Consider the following 20262-nt stretch of genomic DNA (forward strand, 5'->3'; position numbering starts at 1 on the left):
ATTGGCGATAGGCAAAAGATTTTGATTATGGCTGTTTGCATACTCTTTGGCTAGCTCTTCTATACCATCTATGCCTTTAAACATTCTCTCCCAGCGGATACTATATCGCTGCTTAGGGTCATAGGTCGCCCCAGATTCTATGCTATCAGCGAGATTCATACTAAAGTAGATAAACCACGGCTTGCCGATGATGTTTTTGTATGGCACACTGCCCCAAAATCGCGAGTCTTCACTATTATTGCGATTATCCCCGATCATAAAAAACTCATCTTCAGCGATTTTCTTGTAGAAAAAGCCTATTTGTCCATTTTGGATTATGGGCTCCATAGCGATTCCGCGCGTTTTTGGTGTGTATTGATAGGGCGATCTATTGGCAAGCAAAGCACCTTGATAGAGTGCGCTCATCTCAAAAAACGCCGAATGCCCGCCATCATTATTGACCCCAAAATGCGTGGCAAAATACGGATCAAAGACAAAAAGTTTGCCCTGCACTTCTATGAGATTTTCGCCTTTATAATGCTCTAGCACATAATCATTACCCTCTTTTGGGTGCAGATATAGCCCATTTGGCGTGAAGACTACTTCATCGCCTCCTACCGCGAAAGTGCGCTTGACATAGTATTGCTTGGGGCTATGTGGTGGGATAAAGATCACAATATCGCCTCGTTTGGGGCGTTGCCCTTCGATAATGTGTCCATTATCTTTAAGATCGGGGAAGACGGGTAGCTCTACCCACGGGATTCTAGGGATAGGGATACCATAGCTAAATTTTTTGACAAACAAAAAATCTCCTTCAAAGAGTGTGCCGACCATCGAGCGAGAGGGGATCACAAAGGCTTGAGCGATAAAAAATATCAACAACAGCACGATGATAATTGTCCCTGTCCAGCTGGAGACAAAGCGCATTAAAGTAGCAAAAAGAGTTTTCATCATAAATCCTTATTGTTGAGATAGTGTGCGCAAGCGATAGGCTTTTAGCGTGTTTTCTAAGAGACTTGCGATAGTCATAGGTCCTACACCTCCGGGCACAGGCGTGATGAAGCTAGCCTTTTTAGCGACATTGTCAAAATCCACATCGCCTACAAGCTTGCCGGATTCTAGGCGGTTTATGCCTATGTCAATCACCACTGCGCCTTCTTGGATCATCTCTGCGCGCAAGAGATTTTGCTTGCCCACGCCCACACATACAATGTCCGCGCGTTTGGTATAAAGGCTAAGATCTTGTGTGTAGATATGGCAGAGACTAATAGTCGCATTAGCATTATGCATAAGCGCGGCAAGCGGCTTGCCGACGATATTACTCGCGCCGATGATGGCGACATTTTTGCCTTTAGGGTTGATTTTGTAATGCTCTAAAAGCCGCATAACGCCTAGCGGAGTCGCAGGGGCGAAGCTAGAATCCACTTGCGTATTTGTCTGGATTCTACCGACATTGAGCGGGTGGAAGCCATCGACATCTTTTTCTGGGGTGATGGATTCTAGGATTTTAGCGGTATCAATATGCTTTGGCAGTGGGAGCTGCACCAAGATCCCATCGACATTACCATCGGTGTTTAATGTGCGGATATGTGCTAGTAGCTCGCTTTCTTGTGTGGATTCTGGGAGATTTAGCACACTGCCATCAATCCCGACATTTTTGCAGGCTTTGGCTTTCATCGTAACATACGCAAGCGATGGCGCATCATTGCCCACGAGAATCACGACAAGCTTTGGTGCTCTGGGTAGGTTCATCACTTGGGATTGTATGGTTGCTTGGATATGAGCAGAGAGAGATTTGCCATCAAGAAGCGTCATTAAATGCCTTTATATGCCGAGCGAGGCGGATTTGAAAAAGTGTGCTATTATACTTGAAAAATCTTAAAAGGCAGAATGATTGCTATGAAAAATCTCTATCGTGCTTGTGCCTTGCTCTTGGCGTGGCATACTCTAGCCCTAGCGGATTCTAGCGCGGGATCTGCTAGCACACAAACCGCTTTAGAATCCATCGCACAAGAGGTAGAATCTAGCGTGCAAGATAGCAGTCAGGATTCTACTCAAGATGCAGATGGCTTCATCACACCGCAAGAATATGGCGCAAATCTCTATGAAAATCCGCGCGGCATTGGCTGCGTAAAATGCCACGGCAAAGACGGCGAGGAGACTCTGCTGGCTTCTTATGTCCATAAGGGCAAGCAGCGGCATATCATCGTCCCTCGGATCAATAATCTTGCCTTTGAGACATTCAAAGTCGCCCTTAGTAAAGATAGCGGCGTAATGCCTAAATACAATCTCACAGATGAAGAAATCAATGCGATTTATCTCTACATCACATCGCGCAATAAGACATTTCGCTAGCAAATATGCGAGATAAAGTCGCAGTAAAAAAGGAGAGTTATGGGGTCATTGGCATTAGCATTGAAATATCGCCCAAAGGTATTTAGCGATCTAGTAGGGCAGGAGACGATTTCGCAAACGCTTTCTATGGCATTGGATAAAGATCGCATTGTGCATGCGTATTTGTTTAGTGGCTTGCGTGGGAGCGGGAAGACAAGCTCGGCTAGAATCTTTGCGCGCGCACTAGAGTGTGAAAAAGGACCGACAAGCACGCCTTGTGGCGAGTGCGCGACTTGTGTGGCTACACTCGATGGGAAAAACATCGACATCATCGAAATGGACGCTGCTTCAAACAGAAGCATTGATAGTATCCGTGATTTGATTGAGCAGACAAAATATGTCCCCACAATGTCTAGGTATAAGATTTTTATCATCGATGAGGTGCATATGCTCACAAAAGAAGCATTTAATGCCCTGCTAAAGACACTTGAAGAGCCCCCAGCGTATGTGAAATTTATCCTAGCGACCACTGATCCGCTCAAGCTCCCTGCTACGATTCTAAGCCGCACGCAGCACTTCCGCTTTAAAAAAATCCCCCACAAAGCCATTATCGCGCATTTGGAGATGATTTTAGAAAAAGAGGGCGTGGGCTATGAAAAGGGCGCGCTTGATATTATCGCGCGTAGTGGTGGGGGCAGCTTGCGAGATACGCTCACTCTCACAGATCAAGCGATAAATTATTGTGATAAATATTTGACAATCGATCAAGTAACGCAAATGCTAGGCATTGTTGATCCTAAGAGTTTGCGCGATTTTTTCTCTAGTATTATGCACGATGATGAGCAGGGCGTGGTGCGTGCGCTAGAGATTTTGGGCGAGTATGAGTGCGAGATGATTATCGATGAGATGCTGCTCTTTCTTAAAGATATGTTGCTAGGCGGGAGCAAGGAGTTTTCTCTGCTTGTGATCGATCGATTTTTGGGGATTTTGAGTCAGGCAAAGAGCTTGCTAAATCTTAACCCAGATGGGGCGTTTGTGCTATTGCTAATGAGTCTAAAAATGCGCGAGGCGATGAAGCTGCAAGAGATTAGTGAAGCGATCAAAAACCTAGAATCTAGTATTGCTCTAGAATCCACTTTTGATAAAAATGCAGAATTACAAAGCAAGCAAAGCGTAGCTTCTTTAGAAAAAGTGGATTCTGCTTCCGCAGAATCTATGGATTGCCACGCGGTGCAAGCACCGCTCGCAATGACAGAAAACAACACTGCTAGTAAAAAAGTGGATTCTAGTAATGAAGCTTTTTCATCGTCATTGCGAGAAAATCCGCAAGGATTTTCGTGGCAATCCACAAAAACGCAATCCCTAGAATCCACTTTTGATAAAAACGCAGAATTACAAAGCAAGCAAAGCGATGTTTCTTTAGAAAAAGTGGATTCTAGGGAAACCGCTGAAAGTGTAAAAACGCCGCAGGCGGCAAAGCCAACGCTAGAAACGCAAAAAGTGGATTCTAGTCCAAGCCCCAAGCACCCCCAAATGTATCAGCAGGCATTCCACCAGCTTGTAAGCAAAATCGCCGATCGCTCCTATGAGCTTGGCGAAGCATTTCGGCGATCCATTGTGTTTGAGCAGTTTATCCCAGCAAGTGAGCCAAGCCAGAGTGGGACATTGATTTGGCAAAGTAGTGGAGATGAGCAGGATAGGGCGTTGTTGCGCCAGCATTTTGGGCTTATCCGTGGATTTGTGCAAGATATATTTGCCCCTCAAAGCCACACGCCAATTGTCATTAAAAACGCAAGCACACCAGAATCTAGCCAAGCCCCTAAGCCAGCCCAAGAGTCTAGCCCTAGTGTAGCTAGTGATACCACGCAAGCGAGCAATGCCACACAAGAGCTAGATTCTAGCAAAGAGCCTAAAAAGCTAAAGCCTAGTGATCTTATCTTGTATAGCACACACGAGATAAGACCAGATCATATTAGCGAGGCTGTGTGTGATGAGGTGCCTTGGGAGAGAGAAGAAGTGCCGCTAAATCTCCCTGCAAGCTTTGCTATGGAGCAAAAAGTGGATTCTACTACCTCCAAGACTACACAAGAAAGCTGCCACACCACAAGCCCCAGCCACAATACAAGTGCCTCTAAAGACTCTGCCACACCACAAGAAGCCACCGCGCCTAGCGACACGCCTACAAACGACCCTATTGCAGACCCTATCACAGAGGCATTTAAGCACAATAATCAAGCCCTAATTGGCGGGATCAAGCAGCATTTTGGCGCGAAAAGTATGATTATAGAAGCAAGCTCAAAATGATGTTGCAGCCCTATATGCAGTGTCGCGCCAAGTGCAGTGAGCTAGGATCCGTGGTACAAGAGATTCTAAGCTTGGGCAAAGATGTGATTATCCTAAGTGGTGCGGTAGGCAGCGGGAAAACGACACTTACACAAGCCCTCCTTGCTAGCCTAAGACACTCTAGCGTAGGATCTATAAAAGTGGATTCTAGTGTGCAAGCTACTTCGCCCACCTTTAGCCTAATGCACGACTATGGCGGAATGTATCACTATGATTTGTATCGCCGCACAAATGAAGAAGTGCTACAGCTTGGGCTTTTAGACTGGCTTAGTGAGAGTGGGGTGCATTGTATTGAGTGGGGGGAGGAGCTACTGCCTTTGCTGCTAGAATGCGGCTTTGAATGCGTGCTAGTAAGGATTCTAAGCACCACGAGAAGCGATGAGAGAGTGTATGAAATCTCTGTGTAGTTTGAAGTTTAAGACAAGAGATTATACAATGCCCCAAAGCCGATACCAAAGCCAACTCAAAGGGGAAGCGTGCCTACACAAGATATAGCACAGGGTGGATTTGCGCAGCATATCCTAGAAGCCAAGCACCTTGCCAAACATATCAAAAAAACAAAAATCGTCAATGATGTCTCCATTGAAGTAAGAAGCGGGGAGGTAGTGGGGCTGCTTGGACCAAATGGGGCAGGCAAGACCACGACTTTTTATATGATTTGCGGCTTGTTGCAGCCAAGTAGCGGAGAAGTGCTACTTGATGGTAAAAATCTAGCAAACTACCCCCTACATAAGCGATCTAATATGGGCATAGGCTATCTACCGCAAGAATCAAGTATTTTTAAGGATTTAAGCGTAGAGGATAATCTCGCCCTTGCCGCGGAAGCGACTTTTCGCACAGCTAAAGCAAGAGAGCATAAAATCGAGCAAATGCTAGAAGCATTTAATATCGAGCCTATTCGCGCGAGGAAGGGGCTTAGTCTATCTGGTGGTGAAAGGCGGCGCGTAGAGATCGCACGCGCACTTATCAAAGAGCCGAAGTTTATCCTGCTTGATGAGCCATTTGCTGGCGTTGATCCTATCGCGGTGATTGATATACAAAAGATCATTTCTACGCTGACAGATATGGGCATAGGTGTGCTTATCACGGACCACAATGTCCGCGAGACACTCTCTGTGTGTGATCGCGCGTATGTGATAAAGTCTGGCACCTTGCTTGCAAGCGGCAATGCTGAAGAGATTTATGGTAATGCGCTTGTTAGGAAGTATTATTTAGGTGAGCATTTTAAGGCATAGGATAGGGCGTGGCAGTAGCTGGTGGGACAAGATTTCGGCAAAGCGTTAAGGGCAAGCTCTCTACAACGCTCAAAAGCTGGCTGCCGATTTTGCAGAGTGATTTGTTTGAAGTAGAAGATATTTTAAAAGAATATGTGAAAGAAAACCCTTTCATAGCATTGCAGTCGCCTTTAAGCAAGGACTTTAGCTCGGCATTTCGCAGACTGCCGCAAAGCACAAGAGCTAGTAGCAGTGATAAAATCGAGCAGCTAACCATAGCCCAAGATAGTTTGTATGACAATCTCTACCGCCAGATCTGCCCCCCACTCTTCCCCACAGAGCTTAGTGCGATGATCGCTTTTGACATTATCGAGGGCATTAGCGCGGAGGGCTACTTCCAAGAAGATAGCGAGCTAGCAGCTAAACGGCTAGAAGTAAGCGTGGAAGAATACGAGAGCGTGCGCAAGCGATTTTGCTTCCTAGAGCCGCGCGGAGTGGGGGCAAGAGATGTGGTAGAGAGCTTTTGCTTCCAGCTAGAGGCAAGCGAGGTGGATAATGCGACTTATGAGCTTTGTGCGCAGATCATCACCAAGCTTGATATGCATCACACTTTTAGGAAGCACCCCAAATACAACGAAGCTATGCGCGTTATACGCAGTTTTAAAAACCCTCCCGCCCTAGATTTTGCCCACGAAGAGTCCTACAAAATCCCTGATATTTTTATCTTTGAAGAAGAAGGCAATATCATTGTGCGCACAAATGATGAGTGCTATCCCATCATCACCTTGGATAGAAATATGCTAGACCAGCAGCGGCTTGATCGGCAGTTTGCTCGTGCCCAAGATGATAGTCAAGCATATATAAAATCTAAAGTCAAAGAGGCAAAGGATCTCATTGACGCGCTTGAGATGAGAAAAGCCACGATCAAAAAGGTAGGGCTTATGATTGTGGATTATCAATATGACTTTTTTACCGGTGGGGAGATGAAGCCTATGAAGCTTAAAGACATTGCCCAGGAGCTAGGCTACGCGCCAAGCACCATTTCGCGCGCGATTTCCAACAAATACCTAGAATGCTCGCGCGGCGTGTTTGCGATTAAGAGCTTTTTTACCACGGCGATTGATGGCGATGTGAGCAATGCTTCTATCAAGGACTTTTTGCTAGAGATTATCAAGAGCGAGAACAAGAAAAAGCCCTTAAGTGATGTGAAGATTTTATCGATGATTGAGGAGCGATTTGGGCTAAAAATCGTGCGCCGCACCATCACCAAATACCGCCAGCAGCTTAATATCGCCAGCTCAAGCGAGAGAAAAAGACTCTATGAAATGAGCGTGTAGGCATAGTGGATAGGTGGATATAAGACTTTCAAGCCCCTTTATATCGCAAGCGAGTGAGGGAGAAATCGCCCATTTTATCATCGCGAGCCTTGCGCTAGCAAGTCGTGGCAAAGCGAAGTTTCTTAATATCCATAGCCTTTTCTATCATTACGAGCCTTGCGCTACGCTACCCCCTCTGTCATCGCGAGCCGATGTATCGGCGTGGCGATCCATACTAGAATCCACTTTTTACACCTTACGCCTATTTTTTGTCATCGCGAGCAAGCGCGGTAGCGATTGCGTGGCGATCCACTCTCCCACTAGAATCCACTTTTTGTGTTTTTATGGATTGCCACGCGGATTTTCAATCCGCTCGCAATGACAGGGGAATGATTGATTAAGAAAAAGAGCGTTATTTGAAAAAGTGGATTCTAGGAGTGAAGCCCAAATTCTGTCATTGCGAGATTTGCGTGGCAAATCGTGGCAATCCACAATCAAAAAGTGGATTCTAGGAAAATGTTAAAAATGTAAGGGGAAAAATTAAAAAAGTGGATTCTAGGATTTTGGTTTTGTTTTTTGTGGATTACTAAAGAATTGCGCTTTATTTTTAATGGATTGCCGCGCGGACAAGTCCGCTCGCAATGACGAGAAAAAAGCTTGAAATTAAAAAGCTTGAAAAACTAAGAGAGTCGCGGCGGTAGGATTACAAAAAGTGGATTCTAGGGTTAAATGCCAAAGGTGTAAAAAATGGATTCTAGGATTGAAGTTAGTTTGAGAGTAAAACGATTCTAAGAATTGCGGTGTTGCTAGTGGGGCTTTTTAAGGATTTTAGGGTGGAGCTAGACTAGAGGTCTGCGGTTCCCCTAAAATCCTTAAAATCGCCACTATGGATACCCAAAGCTGAATCGCTATGGGTTAAAAGAAATAATGCCACCTTACAGAAGCATTATGCGTAATCCCAAGCTCCCCACCTACTACCACATAGCCAGCAGAGAAGTTCCCTGCTTTGTCTGTGTGGTAATTTACCATAAATGTGCCTTGGTAGAAAAATGGAGCTACATGCACTGCTGCTGCTCTACCTGTCTTTTCATCAATGGTATAAGCCTTGCCATTAAGTGTTGGCATAATGTTTATATCTGTATTCATTAGATACCTAAATCCACCACCTAGTGTAGTAGAGAGCCTTTTGCCATACTCTTGGTAGTAGTTTAAGTTTGCTTGGGCATAGGTAACTGCATAGCCTTGGCTTAGTCCTCCATAGCGTAGCTCACCAGAGCGTTGTGTCCTCATCTCAAAGTCTCCTAGATAGCCGCCCTCTACTCCTACTCCAATTGATGGGAAAAGCATAGATTTAGCCCCAGCCATATAGATAGATGAGCCTAGGCGGATAGAAGAGCCAAAGTTGATATTCCCCACATTTGCGCCAAATCGCATACCATTCATATCCTGCCCTACAGATATATCTGTATAGCCACCATTGACATCAGCCATATAGTAGAATCCTGCTAGCTTAGTCTTAGCAAAGATATGGGAGAATCTAAGCCCTAGGAAGCCTGTGTGTCCTTGGGCATCGATATGGGCTTGCTTATAGCCATTGTAGATATACTCATACCCACCATAGAAGCCGATATTCCCACTTGTTTGTCCAAGAGCTAGATCCCAAGTCGAGCCAAAGAGTGTGCCCACACTCCAAGAGCTTGTTTGTGCGCCATTGGTTGCTTTATGTGAGCCTGTCCCACCATAGGCACGGATAAAGAAATCCCCTTGGACTTTATGCTTAGCTAGTAGCTCTGCACTTATCTCTCCAAGCTTTGGCTCTTGTGGCATTTCTGGCTTGCTGGCTAGGATTTTAGGCTTAGTAGGAGCTTTAGGCTGTATAGGGGCTTTTAGCTTATTGCTCTGGGCATCAGCTAGGGCTATAAGCTTTTGATACTCTCTCTCATAGCTTTTTTTATCTTGCTCGTATTGCTTAAAGGCTTTTAGATAGTCTTTGCGCTCTTGCTCGTATTTGCTCATAGCTTTTTTATAGTCTTTGTGGTTTGGCTTGAGATTTGGGCGCATAGGAGCTTTAGGCTCTGTGGGAGCTTTGAGGTTGGCATTAAACTTACTAGTTTTTGCAAGCACTTCTAGACGCTTTCTCTTCTCTTCATAGCTCTTTTTATCAAGCTCATATTGTTTGAGGGCTGCTTGGTAGGCTCTTTGGTTTGACTCATAGGCTGCCATTACTCGCTTATAGTCTTTATGGTTTGGTTTGAGGTTTGGTCTTATAGGAGCTTTAGGAGCTATGGGCGCTTTGAGGTTGCTTGCTCTTGCTATTGTCTCTAGCTTGTTGTTCTCCTCTGTATAGATTCTAAGCTCTTGCTCATAGTTGCTCATTGCTTTTTCATAGGCTTTTTGTGCTTTGTCATAGTTAGCCATAGCTTTTTTGTAGTGTTTATCACTTGGCTTTAGGTTTGGCATTACAGGAGCTTTAGGCTCTATGGGAGCTTTGATCTTTTGCGCTTTAGAGAGTAGCTCTAGGTTTTTGCGATTGTCTTCATAGGCTTTTTTGTCTTTGTCGTATTGAGCTTTGGCGGCTTGGTAGGCTTTGTCTTCTTGCTCGTATTTAGCGATCAAAGCTTTGTTTTCTTTGGTGCTAGCGAGTTTATCCCATTTGGCTAAGTCTAGCTTGTATTTGGCTAGGTCTTTTTGATACTGGGCTCTTGCATCTCCTAGGGTGGCTGCTTCTATGCGTTGCTTGGTTCTGCGCTCTTTGTTTTTCAAACTTCTTCTGTTTTGTTCTGCGAGATAGGTGTCTATAAGCATTTTTCGTCGCATAGATTGGCGCACGACTACGCTTGTCATACTTGCAGCCACAGAAGCTTCTACATCAAAGATAGGGGTGCCATCGGGATTAAACTTCACCCCTATACCTTGGAGCTCTGGGCTTGATTCAAAGGTGGGCTTGCTAGCTCCATCTACATAGCTATGGCTACCAGATGTTACATAGTCTGTAAGATTCTTGCTAATGCTTTTTGCAGGGTCAAAGTTGCCATCAAGGTAGGTTACTTGGATTTTATTGACGGCAAATTCTTTGTTGGTTCCTTGAGTGCTTGTATCGTTATTTATCGTTACTCTCTCTATAGCTTGGTTGCCTTTGAGTCCTACGCTTAGGGTATCAACGGTGAGTTTAGCGTCTTTAGTGATGTTGATATTAGAGAGTGTATGAGGCTCTACATTACCTGCTGTCCCTTGTCCTACACCATTTAGGGTGTTGATGGTGGCACTGCCTTTTGTTACGCTTAGCTCTTTGATGATACCACTTGCTAAGCCACCGCCTGTGTTATACACAGCATTATTGGTTACGCTATCAGCGTCTTTGGTGAGCTCTAGTTTATCAATGGTGCCGTTGTTAGTGATGTGGTTGGTAGCAGCGGCTTGGGCAGCGTAGAAGTTTGTGCCACTTCTAGCTTGTTTTGTGGTGGTGTTGGTAGTGAGTGTGGTGATAGAGCCGTTGTTGGTAAAGGAACCACTCGCTAGAGTAAATTTAGCAACCTTACCGATGATAGTGTGATTGCCACCCTCTTGAGTGATGTTATCAAAGGCAGAATCTGTGCCATTGACAAATGTAGAGCCACTGCCACCAGCTTTTAGCACTACATTGCTAAGTGTGCCGCCATTGTGGGTGAATGTGCCGCCGGAGAGATTGAGATTGGTAATTGTGCCACCTTGCTGGATAGCACCACCACCACTTTGATTGAGTGTAGTTACACTGCCTTTGCCCTGCTGAAATATGCCATCTTGGAGAGTGATTGTTTCTATTGTGCCATCGTGCTCGCCTGCTGTAAGATTATCTGTATAGCCTTGATAAAAGCTACCGCCTGTAATGTTTAGGTTAGTAATATTTCCACCGCGTTGATAGGATTTACCAGCATAGAGATTGAAATTCTCTATGCTGACATTTTTGAAAATTTGGGAGTCGCCGTTTGCAGTGGTTTGATTAAATGTAGTGATATTTAGTTTATCATTATTTTCATTATTAACTTTTATGTTTAAACGCTCGGCTTCATTGTTTAAGGTAGTGATATTACTTGTGCCACCTAGTTTGATTTCAAACTTCACATCGCCTTTAAGATCAAAAGTGCCGATAGTAATATTTGAGTTGCCGTGATTACTGTAATATTTATCTCTTGTATTCATATTCACCCAAGGGCTACTACCACCTCCGCCCTCTCTTTTATAATGAACTGAATAGTAATCAAACTTTGTGCCATCATTAAACAATAAATTGACACCACCGGGTAGCCCTCCATCTCTGTATTTAAAGGCAAATGTGTAATAATCATAGTGAGATATACCAGAAGTGTCTCGCCACTGCCCGCTAGAACCGCCCCATGCCTTAAGCGTTGATCGTAGTATTCCTTCTTGTCCGTGTTGTTTCCTTACAACCTGATACGCATTCCTATTGTCCATAATAGTGAAATTATTTGGGTCATTTTCTGGTATGGTAGGTGTGCTTGCCGCTGCCATAGAGCTAAGGGCGAAAAAGCACGCTAGGCTTAGGCTTAAGCGAGTAGGCTTTCTGTCGTTGTGAGACACTGCGGCAGCAGTGGCGTGGCAATCCATACATTCTGCGCTAGCAGAATAGTCATTGCTAGAATCCACTTGCGTGGATTTGTGGATCACCACGACTTGCTGGCGCAAGTCTCGCGATGACGGAGAAAGGGTAGTGTCCCTAGAATCTAAAGCGGATTGACTAGGAGTATTTAAAGAGAGATTATTCCCCCCCCCCCCCGATTATATGGGTATTATGAGCGTTAGAAGCTGTTTGCATAGTATCTCCTTGGATAAAAATAGTCAAAATATGAGAGCCACATTGTAGCCAAAATCAAAAAAAAAAAAAAACGGCTTTTTATGATTTAATTATAAATTTGCGCATTGTTTGGGAGAGTTTGTAAAAGGTGTGTAAAAAATATGTAGTTATTGTAAAAGTGGGGTAAAGTTTGCAGGGTGGTGGAGTAGGTGTGGGAGATATTTCGCTTAGAATCCACTTTTTGTGTTTGTTGTGTATTTATGGATTACTAAAGAAGCTGCGGCTACGCCTTGCTTTGCCACACGGTGCAAGCACCGCTCGCAATGACTATAAAAAGGGCGTTATTGCTAGAATCCACTTTTTGAAAAAGTGGATTCTAGTGTGAAAGCTCTCTCTACGATTCAGTCTCCCTCAGCGCAAGAAACTTGCTCCAGCACTGCCGCAAAAAGAAAACAAGGGACACCGCTCGGCGAAAGCCGATGTTTCTTTAGAAAAAGGTTTATCCCCACCCCGCTCCCCTTAACCCAAAAAGAAAGCGTAGCTTCTTTAGAAACAGCGACCGCTTTTTCTTTTTGCAATCAAGGGGAGAGCCTCGCACTTCCGCTTCTAGCACTCGCGCGGAGGCGGGACACTACTGCCCGCCTTACTCCCGCGCTCGCGCACCACGAAGCGGGCGAGAATCGGTTGCGCCTTGTGGCGCGATTGAAAAGATAGATTCTGCTAGCGCAGAATCTGTGGATTACTAAAGAAACTTCGCTGCGCTTGTTTTGCCACGACTTGCTAGCGCAGTGTCTCGCAATGACGGAGTGGGGGCTACTTTTTGCGAGATTTGGTTGTGGGGGCTGGGAGGCTGAAGCGCAGCAAATAGACACGCCATAGAAATGACGCACTAAGCGAGATTAGCAGGATTTGAAACACCATCTCACTTTGCGTGTGGATACTCTCAAACTCTTCCGTGGCAGTGGCGGCTGCGCCATCAGCTTGGGCGGCAATGATCGCCGGGGTGTAATACATCGTGAAAAGAAAGATAAGCACCACGCTAAAAATCCCAATCCCTAGGAGAAACAACGACTTCTTTGATGAGATATTAAACACAAGCAGCTCATAAACAAGGATAAAGATCGCCATAGCGTTTAGTAAGTAATTAAAGCGGACAAAAATCTCTGTCATCAAAATCCCTGAGGCATAGCGGGTCATATCTGTGATCTCAAGGGCGGCGAGATAGGAGGAGGCATTAAAGATCACAGGCGCACTAAGCGCACCGCAAGCGATGATCCCGCCGATAGTGATCCCTAAAGCAAGCAGATAAAGACTTGTAATGCAGGAAGCAAAAACTCTCATAATAATTCCTTATGCGATATAATGGGCGCAATCATACACAAAAAGAGTTACAAAATGAAAATACTTCTAAGCCCGAGTGAGAGCAAGCAGGATCCAGTGGTTTTGGGGGAGAGTAGCGGGGGTGATACTAGGCTGATAGATGATGTGATGTGGGGTGGGCAAGCCGCTAGAAATGCCAATATACACGCGTATTTATCTATCTTGCAAAATGCAAGTGATGCAGAGCTGTGCAAGGTCTTTGGCACAAAATCGGTGAGCCTAGAGAGCTTGCGGCGTTGTGGTGAGATTTTGGACTCTCCTAGGGTCTGTGCCATAGAGCTATATAATGGTGTAGCCTATAAGGCACTGAATTTTGCGGAGATGGATTCTAGGGCGAAAGAGTTTGTGCTGGGGTCTGTGCTGATTATGAGCAATCTTTTTGGGCTGGTGCGGGCAAGCGATAGGCTGCCTTTTTATCATCTCAATCAAAACTACAAATCCAAGCTCTTGTCATTGCGTGCATTGTATCAAGCCCAAGAAGAAGAGATCGATAAGCTTTTAGCCACAGAGCAAGATGGCGTGATTGTGGATTTGCGTGCGCAGATATATAGCAAGGCATATCCTATTAAGCTAGGGCATTATGTATTGAATCTCCCTAGCAAAGTGAGCCACCAAGCAAAGCTTCATCGCGGACTAGCTTTGCGAGAGCTTGCGCTATGTGCCAGCATACAAGATGTGAAAAGTCGCCACAATATGCTTAGGCAGTATCTTGATACACATTGCACCTACTGCACACCCTAAGAAGAGTGTAAAAGAAGAGCGCAAAATGATTGATAGAGAATATCTTGCTCTACTCCCCCCATCTCTCCCACATATTTTTCCACTCGCTTCAGTTATATTTAAGTAATGAATTTGTAATATTCTGCTTCCCAAAATTCATAGCATTTAGCTTTCTTATCTCAGCCTTTATCATATGATTATCGTATGGTTTAGATCGTGATATTGTTTAGGTCTTTGTTTTTGGATCTGGGTGTTCTTTTGCTTGGTTTTTATCTTACCTTAGATAAGAATTGGCAGTGATCTTTGACATCTAAGCAAGAAGATTTAAGGAATCTGCAAAGGCATTTTTGCTTTTTTTAGATTTAGACTTAAATCTCTTTTGACTAAACATTGTTTATGTTATACAACTTCGACTATGTCTTGTTTCTAGACTATTTATTATGTTTAGAAGCTAGAGTAAGTCTTTGTGATTTATAAAGAGATTGGGACAAATTTTTCCATATCTGCTAGCGTTTGGGTGGCTATTAAGCGATCTAATGCAGTGCGGATATTTTTATGGAGAGTTTGCTACTATTGATTTGATAGATACAAACTTCCATAATTCTTATGGAGAGTTTGATCCTGGCTCAGAGTGAACGCTGGCGGCGTGCCTAATACATGCAAGTCGAACGATGAAGCTTCTAGCTTGCTAGAAGTGGATTAGTGGCGCACGGGTGAGTAATGCATAGGTTATGTGCCCTTTAGTCTGGGATAGCCACTGGAAACGGTGATTAATACTGGATACTCCCTACGGGGGAAAGTAGCACTCAATAAAGAATTCTCTTGTAATCTAACTAGAATCCACTTTTGCCATAGAGGTCTGTAATGGATTGAAATCTATGAGAAAGTGTAAATTCTAAGATTTTGAGAGTATTTTTGTAGTTTTCAAGCACAATGCGAAGGAGTTGCCTTAAGCGGTAATGACTGAAGCATTGTTTGTAGAATCCGCAAAAATACTCCAAAAGCTGAATTTAAGATGAATTTTTTATTGAGTGCTCTCGCTAAAGGATCAGCCTATGTCCTATCAGCTTGTTGGTGAGGTAATGGCTCACCAAGGCTATGACGGGTATCCGGCCTGAGAGGGTGATCGGACACACTGGAACTGAGACACGGTCCAGACTCCTACGGGAGGCAGCAGTAGGGAATATTGCTCAATGGGGGAAACCCTGAAGCAGCAACGCCGCGTGGAGGATGAAGGTTTTAGGATTGTAAACTCCTTTTGTAAGAGAAGATTATGACGGTATCTTACGAATAAGCACCGGCTAACTCCGTGCCAGCAGCCGCGGTAATACGGAGGGTGCAAGCGTTACTCGGAATCACTGGGCGTAAAGAGCGCGTAGGCGGGAAAGTAAGTCAGATGTGAAATCCTGTAGCTTAACTACAGAACTGCATTTGAAACTACTTTTCTAGAGTATGGGAGAGGTAGGTGGAATTCTTGGTGTAGGGGTAAAATCCGTAGAGATCAAGAGGAATACTCATTGCGAAGGCGACCTGCTGGAACATTACTGACGCTGATGCGCGAAAGCGTGGGGAGCAAACAGGATTAGATACCCTGGTAGTCCACGCCCTAAACGATGAATGCTAGTTGTTGCCCTGCTTGTCAGGGCAGTAATGCAGCTAACGCATTAAGCATTCCGCCTGGGGAGTACGGTCGCAAGATTAAAACTCAAAGGAATAGACGGGGACCCGCACAAGCGGTGGAGCATGTGGTTTAATTCGAAGATACGCGAAGAACCTTACCTAGGCTTGACATTGATAGAATCCGCTAGAGATAGTGGAGTGTCTAGCTTGCTAGACCTTGAAAACAGGTGCTGCACGGCTGTCGTCAGCTCGTGTCGTGAGATGTTGGGTTAAGTCCCGCAACGAGCGCAACCCTCGTCCTTAGTTGCTAGCAGTTCGGCTGAGCACTCTAAGGAGACTGCCTTCGTAAGGAGGAGGAAGGTGAGGACGACGTCAAGTCATCATGGCCCTTACGCCTAGGGCTACACACGTGCTACAATGGGGCATACAATGAGACGCAATACCGCGAGGTGGAGCAAATCTCTAAAATGTCTCTCAGTTCGGATTGTAGTCTGCAACTCGACTACATAAAGCTGGAATCGCTAGTAATCGTGAATCAGCAATGTCACGGTGAATACGTTCCCGGGTCTTGTACTCACCGCCCGTCACACCATGGGAGTTGTATTCGCCTTAAGTCGGGATACTAAATTGGTTACCGCCCACGGCGGATGCAGCGACTGGGGTGAAGTCGTAACAAGGTAACCGTAGGTGAACCTGCGGTTGGATCACCTCCTTTCTAGAGATATGATAGGTAGATTTGTTTCTATCCTATCCACGCTTTTGCAGTAGTATGTAAAGATTCTTGCTTAGTTGTCAGAGATTATGCCACTAAGGTTTATGGGCTTATAGCTCAGGTGGTTAGAGCGCACCCCTGATAAGGGTGAGGTCAGAGGTTCAAGTCCTCTTAAGCCCACCATTGTGGGGAATTAGCTCAGCTGGGAGAGCGCCTGCTTTGCACGCAGGAGGTCAGCGGTTCGATCCCGCTATTCTCCACCACCAAGATAGACTAACTTTGCATTTTTAGTATAAAGTTTAATAAGAGTTCTAGCTTAGGATTCTTATTAGACTTTTGTCTAAATGTTATTTAACAATTCATTGTCAATAGCCTAGATAGTAAATACTACGATACATTCGTCTTAGAGAATGATGGCAACATACATTCAATAAGGCAGTGTCTTTAGAATACATATGCACTACCAAAAGCTGAAACTAAGAGCAAAGGCTTAGTTTCTATACATAAGCTTTTAAGGGCAAATGGTGGATGCCTTGGAAGAGAGAGGCGATGAAGGACGCGCTAGACTGCGATAAGCTACGGGGAGCTGTCAAGAGGCTTTGATCCGTAGATTTCCGAATGGGGCAACCCAATGCGTAGCGATGCGCATTACCTATATGGAGCGAACCTAGCGAAGTGAAACATCTCAGTAGCTAGAGGAAAAGAAATCAACAGAGATTCTCCTAGTAGCGGCGAGCGAACGGGGAACAGGGCAAACCAGTAGCTTGCTACTGGGGTTTAGGACTGCAATATCCACTACAACAATCTAGCAGAAGTATTTGGAAAAATACATCATAGAGGGTGATAGTCCCGTATGCGAAAGGTTGTTGTTAGGTAGCAGGATCCAGAGTAGGTCAGGACACGAGAAATCCGGACTGAAGATGGGGAGACCACTCTCCAACCCTAAATACTACTCTCTTACCGATAGCGAACAAGTACCGTGAGGGAAAGGTGAAAAGAACCGCAGTGAGCGGAGTGAAATAGAACCTGAAACCATTTGCCTACAATCATTCAGAGCCCTATTGTGGGTCTCATTAAGGAATTAAAGGGAATACCAAGAAATTCTAGCATTGTGAGCAAGATTTGTGGGTTGTGCAGAAAAAATCGCGGAGACTAGACTTAAGGTCTGTCGCACAAGATTTTTTCAAACTCCCGCAAATCTTGCCACAAGGCGAATTTAGCCTAATTTCTTAGTGAGGCTCACAAGGGTGATGGACTGCCTTTTGCATAATGATCCTGCGAGTTGTGGTATCTGGCAAGGTTAAGCAAACGCGTAGCCGTAGCGAAAGCGAGTCTGAAAGGGCGATTTAGTCAGATGCTGCAGACCCGAAGCCAAGTGATCTATCCATGGCCAAGTTGAAGTAAGTGTAACAACTTATGGAGGACTGAACTCGTACCCATTGAAACGGGTTGGGATGAGCTGTGGATAGGGGTGAAAGGCCAAACAAACTTGGTGATAGCTGGTTCTCTTCGAAATATATTTAGGTATAGCCTCAAGTAATAGCAATAGGGGGTAGAGCTCTGATTGGGCTAGGGCTGCTCACCGCGGTACCAACCCCTGTCAAACTTCGAATACCTATTGCCGTATCTTGGGAGTCAGGCGGTGGGTGATAAAATCAATCGTCTAAAGGGGAACAACCCAGACTACCAACTAAGGTCCCAAAGTTCTATTCTAAGTGGAAAATGATGTGGAGTTACTCAGACAACCAGGAGGTTGGCTTAGAAGCAGCCATCCTTTAAAGAAAGCGTAACAGCTCACTGGTCTAGTGATTCTGCGCAGAAAATATAACGGGGCTAAGATAGACACCGAAGTTGTAGATTGCACTTTGTGCAGTGGTAGAAGAGCGTTCGTATCAGCGTTGAAGGTATACCGGTAAGGAGTGCTGGAGCGATGCGAAGTGAGCATGCAGGAATGAGTAGCGATAAAAGTGGTGAGAATCCACTTCGCCGAAAGTCTAAGGTTTCCTACGCGATGCTCGTCATCGTAGGGTTAGTCGGGTCCTAAGACAAGTCAGAAATGGGTAGTCGATGGAAAATAGGTTAATATTCCTATACCAATATAAGTGTGCGATGGAAGGACGCATAGGGTTAGGTGAGCCAACGGATGGAAGTGTTGGTCGAAGAGCGTAGATTGGGGGATAGGCAAATCCGCCCCTGTATTCGAAACTTGACAGGCTCTTTGAAGTCTTCGGATGGAAGAGAGAATCACTGATACCGTCGTGCCAAGAAAAGTTTCTAAGTTTAGCTTATATTGCCCGTACCGCAAACCGACACAGGTAGATGAGATGAGTATTCTAAGGCGCGTGAAAGAACTCTGGTTAAGGAACTCTGCAAACTAGCACCGTAAGTTCGCGATAAGGTGTGCCTACGCAAGTAGGTCTCAGCAAAGAGTCCCTCCCGACTGTTTACCAAAAACACAGCACTTTGCAAACTCGTAAGAGGAAGTATAAGGTGTGACGCCTGCCCGGTGCTCGAAGGTTAAGAGGATTCGTTAGCAGTAATGCGAAGCGTTGAATTGAAGCCCGAGTAAACGGCGGCCGTAACTATAACGGTCCTAAGGTAGCGAAATTCCTTGTCGGTTAAATACCGACCTGCATGAATGGCGTAACGAGATGGGAGCTGTCTCAACCAGGGATTCAGTGAAATTGTAGTGGAGGTGAAAATTCCTCCTACCCGCGGCAAGACGGAAAGACCCCGTGGACCTTTACTACAGCTTGGCACTGCCGATGGGAGCATTATGCGCAGGATAGGTGGGAGGCTTTGAAGTCTTCACTCTGGTGGAGATGGAGCCATCCTTGAGATACCACCCTTAATGTTTCTGTCTGCTAACTGGCTAGAGTTATCCTCTAGCAGGACAATGCCTGGTGGGTAGTTTGACTGGGGCGGTCGCCTCCTAAAAAGTAACGGAGGCTTGCAAAGGTTGGCTCATTGCGGTTGGAAATCGCAAGTAGAGTGTAATGGCATAAGCCAGCCTGACTGTAAGACAAACAAGTCGAGCAGAGACGAAAGTCGGTCATAGTGATCCGGTGATTCTGTGTGGAAGGGTCATCGCTCAAAGGATAAAAGGTACCCCGGGGATAACAGGCTGATCTCCCCCAAGAGCTCACATCGACGGGGAGGTTTGGCACCTCGATGTCGGCTCATCGCATCCTGGGGCTGGAGCAGGTCCCAAGGGTATGGCTGTTCGCCATTTAAAGCGGTACGCGAGCTGGGTTCAGAACGTCGTGAGACAGTTCGGTCCCTATCTGCCGTGGGCGTAGGAAAGTTGAGGAGAGCTGTCCCTAGTACGAGAGGACCGGGATGGACACGCCACTGGTGTAAGAGTTGTTCTGCCAAGAGCATCGCTCTGTAGCTACGCGTGGATGTGATAACCGCTGAAAGCATCTAAGCGGGAAGCCAACTCCAAGATGAACTTTCCCTGAAGGTCGCAGCAAGACTAGCTGCTTGATAGGGTAGATGTGTAAGCATAGTAATATGTTCAGCTGACTACTACTAATAGACCGTTTGGCTTATGTTTATATGATTCTAAGAGACACTGCCTTATTGAGTGTATGGGTATTTATTATAGGCTATTGACTTTGACTCCCTTAGGAAAATGGAAATAAGGACAATCGCAAGTGTAATATACACGCCGATTTAGTGATGAGGCAAATGCTAGGCGATGTGCAAAAAGTGGATTCTAGTCTAGAATCCACTAGAGCCATTAGGACTTAGTATTGCTAAGAGTCTCCGCCCTAGAATCCACTTTTAAAAGTGGATTCTAGCAAGATGTCCAAAGTGTCTAAAGTGGATTCTACTCCCTAGTGATATTGT

Annotated in this window: 11 protein-coding genes, 2 tRNA genes, 2 rRNA genes and 1 pseudogene; 12 read left to right on the top strand and 4 right to left on the bottom strand. The window is 45.3% G+C overall.

Annotated features, from left to right (window positions below; genetic code table 11):
• Positions 1-27: 27 nt before the first annotated feature.
• Positions 28-930, bottom strand: a pseudogene (gene lepB, locus DX060_RS06220) (signal peptidase I); the annotation flags it as partial.
• Between the two features lie 9 nt (positions 931-939).
• A complete protein-coding gene (gene folD, locus DX060_RS06225; RefSeq protein WP_115011652.1) occupies positions 940-1794 on the bottom strand; it encodes a bifunctional methylenetetrahydrofolate dehydrogenase/methenyltetrahydrofolate cyclohydrolase FolD in 855 nt (284 codons plus the stop codon).
• 75 nt (positions 1795-1869) lie between these two features.
• On the opposite strand from folD, the gene DX060_RS06230 reads away from it, so the two are divergent.
• The 6 genes from DX060_RS06230 to DX060_RS06255 all read left to right on the top strand — a co-directional run bounded on the left by DX060_RS06230 (position 1870) and on the right by DX060_RS06255 (position 7568).
• A complete protein-coding gene (locus DX060_RS06230; protein WP_408938835.1) occupies positions 1870-2334 on the top strand; it encodes a c-type cytochrome in 465 nt (154 codons plus the stop codon).
• 39 nt (positions 2335-2373) lie between these two features.
• Entirely contained in the window at positions 2374-4617 is a 2244-nt protein-coding gene (locus tag DX060_RS06235; RefSeq protein WP_115011653.1) for a DNA polymerase III subunit gamma/tau, read from the top strand.
• A complete protein-coding gene (gene tsaE, locus DX060_RS06240) occupies positions 4614-5063 on the top strand; it encodes a tRNA (adenosine(37)-N6)-threonylcarbamoyltransferase complex ATPase subunit type 1 TsaE (protein ID WP_258552224.1) in 450 nt (149 codons plus the stop codon). Before DX060_RS06235 ends, tsaE begins: the two co-directional genes overlap by 4 nt.
• A gap of 111 nt (positions 5064-5174) precedes the next feature.
• A complete protein-coding gene (gene lptB / locus DX060_RS06245) occupies positions 5175-5891 on the top strand; it encodes an LPS export ABC transporter ATP-binding protein (RefSeq protein ID WP_115012328.1) in 717 nt (238 codons plus the stop codon).
• Positions 5892-5899: 8 nt separating this feature from the next.
• Positions 5900-7207, top strand: a complete 1308-nt coding sequence (locus tag DX060_RS06250) for an RNA polymerase factor sigma-54 (RefSeq protein ID WP_115011654.1) — start codon at positions 5900-5902, stop codon at positions 7205-7207.
• A 13-nt stretch (positions 7208-7220) separates the two neighbouring features.
• Positions 7221-7568, top strand: coding sequence for a hypothetical protein (locus tag DX060_RS06255; protein ID WP_115011655.1), 348 nt, complete (start codon positions 7221-7223; stop codon positions 7566-7568).
• A gap of 533 nt (positions 7569-8101) precedes the next feature.
• Here DX060_RS06255 and DX060_RS06260 read toward each other — a convergent pair.
• Entirely contained in the window at positions 8102-11869 is a 3768-nt protein-coding gene (locus DX060_RS06260) for an autotransporter outer membrane beta-barrel domain-containing protein (protein WP_115011656.1), read from the bottom strand.
• A gap of 320 nt (positions 11870-12189) precedes the next feature.
• Here DX060_RS06260 and DX060_RS11350 point away from each other — a divergent pair, with 320 nt between their 5' ends.
• Positions 12190-12363: a hypothetical protein gene (locus DX060_RS11350; protein WP_181814217.1), complete on the top strand. Its 174-nt coding sequence runs from the start codon at positions 12190-12192 to the stop codon at positions 12361-12363.
• 428 nt (positions 12364-12791) lie between these two features.
• Here DX060_RS11350 and DX060_RS06270 read toward each other — a convergent pair whose 3' ends face one another.
• Positions 12792-13319 (bottom strand): DUF4149 domain-containing protein, encoded by a 528-nt coding sequence (locus tag DX060_RS06270; protein WP_115011658.1) that lies wholly within the window; start codon positions 13317-13319, stop codon positions 12792-12794.
• 54 nt (positions 13320-13373) lie between these two features.
• Here DX060_RS06270 and yaaA point away from each other — a divergent pair, with 54 nt between their 5' ends.
• From yaaA to DX060_RS06295, 5 genes are all read left to right on the top strand, one after another.
• Entirely contained in the window at positions 13374-14099 is a 726-nt protein-coding gene (gene yaaA, locus DX060_RS06275; RefSeq protein ID WP_181814218.1) for a peroxide stress protein YaaA, read from the top strand.
• A gap of 582 nt (positions 14100-14681) precedes the next feature.
• Positions 14682-16413: ribosomal RNA gene (locus DX060_RS06280) — 16S ribosomal RNA — on the top strand.
• Positions 16414-16516: 103 nt separating this feature from the next.
• Positions 16517-16593 (top strand) — tRNA-Ile (locus tag DX060_RS06285).
• Positions 16594-16597: 4 nt separating this feature from the next.
• Positions 16598-16673: transfer RNA gene (locus DX060_RS06290), tRNA-Ala, on the top strand.
• Positions 16674-16911: 238 nt separating this feature from the next.
• Positions 16912-19966 (top strand): 23S ribosomal RNA (locus DX060_RS06295).
• The 16S and 23S rRNA genes sit together here with 2 tRNA genes alongside, the layout of an rRNA operon.
• Positions 19967-20262: the final 296 nt, after the last annotated feature.

The organism is Helicobacter canis (genome assembly GCF_900451095.1).
Taxonomy (GTDB): Bacteria; Campylobacterota; Campylobacteria; order Campylobacterales; family Helicobacteraceae; genus Helicobacter_B; species Helicobacter_B zhangjianzhongii.

Coding starts and splice junctions, on each gene's coding strand:
- tsaE (WP_258552224.1), top strand. CDS start 4,614: ATGATGTTGCAGCCCTATATGCAGTGTCGCGCCAAGTGCAGTGAGCTA.
- folD (WP_115011652.1), bottom strand. CDS start 1,794: ATGACGCTTCTTGATGGCAAATCTCTCTCTGCTCATATCCAAGCAACC.
- yaaA (WP_181814218.1), top strand. CDS start 13,374: ATGAAAATACTTCTAAGCCCGAGTGAGAGCAAGCAGGATCCAGTGGTT.
- DX060_RS06235 (WP_115011653.1), top strand. CDS start 2,374: ATGGGGTCATTGGCATTAGCATTGAAATATCGCCCAAAGGTATTTAGC.
- DX060_RS06230 (WP_408938835.1), top strand. CDS start 1,870: ATGATTGCTATGAAAAATCTCTATCGTGCTTGTGCCTTGCTCTTGGCG.
- DX060_RS06270 (WP_115011658.1), bottom strand. CDS start 13,319: ATGAGAGTTTTTGCTTCCTGCATTACAAGTCTTTATCTGCTTGCTTTA.